Here is a 452-nt window from a genome sequence, read left to right as displayed (position 1 = left end):
TTGGAACATGTTAGCCATATTGGTGACATTAGACGTGTCCCAGTCACTAATGTCTGCATTAAACGTACTATTCCCTTGGAATAGGTTACTCATGTCGGTTACTTGAGAAGTACAAAAGTATAAATAGCCTTGTTGGAGAGCGTTAATTTTATCTTGCTGACCGACAATACGATCATCTGCAACCATATATAAACGTTGATTTTCAATAAATACCGAACCTACTTCTGCATTTGGGCAAGAAACAGGATCAGCATTTGCAGAGAAGCTATTGAATAACAAAGTAGCGCTCAACGCCGTGAGTGTTAAAGGGGTTGTTAAAGCCATAATTATATTTTACCAATCTTATATTTATGAAATGGGCTAAAAGCCGAACGGAAGTGTAACTTGTTTTATATTCAAAATGAATGAATATTTTTTATTGATTTAATATTTGAATGTTAATCGCTGTATAT

The 452-nt window shown here is 34.5% G+C and carries 1 protein-coding gene; it reads right to left on the bottom strand.

What is annotated here, in order from left to right; all coding sequences use genetic code 11:
* Nucleotides 1–324, bottom strand: a 324-nt coding sequence (locus tag BCT81_RS18890) for a BspA family leucine-rich repeat surface protein (RefSeq protein WP_133152658.1), incomplete at its 3' end; no start/stop codon positions are given.
* Between the last annotated feature and the right edge of the window lie 128 nt (nt 325–452).

It is taken from the genome of Vibrio sp. 10N.261.52.A1 (assembly GCF_002876325.1).
Classification (GTDB): Bacteria; Pseudomonadota; Gammaproteobacteria; order Enterobacterales; family Vibrionaceae; genus Vibrio; species Vibrio chagasii.
Note: the sequence above shows the minus strand (reverse complement) of the source record. Positions and strands in the feature narration are given on the sequence as shown.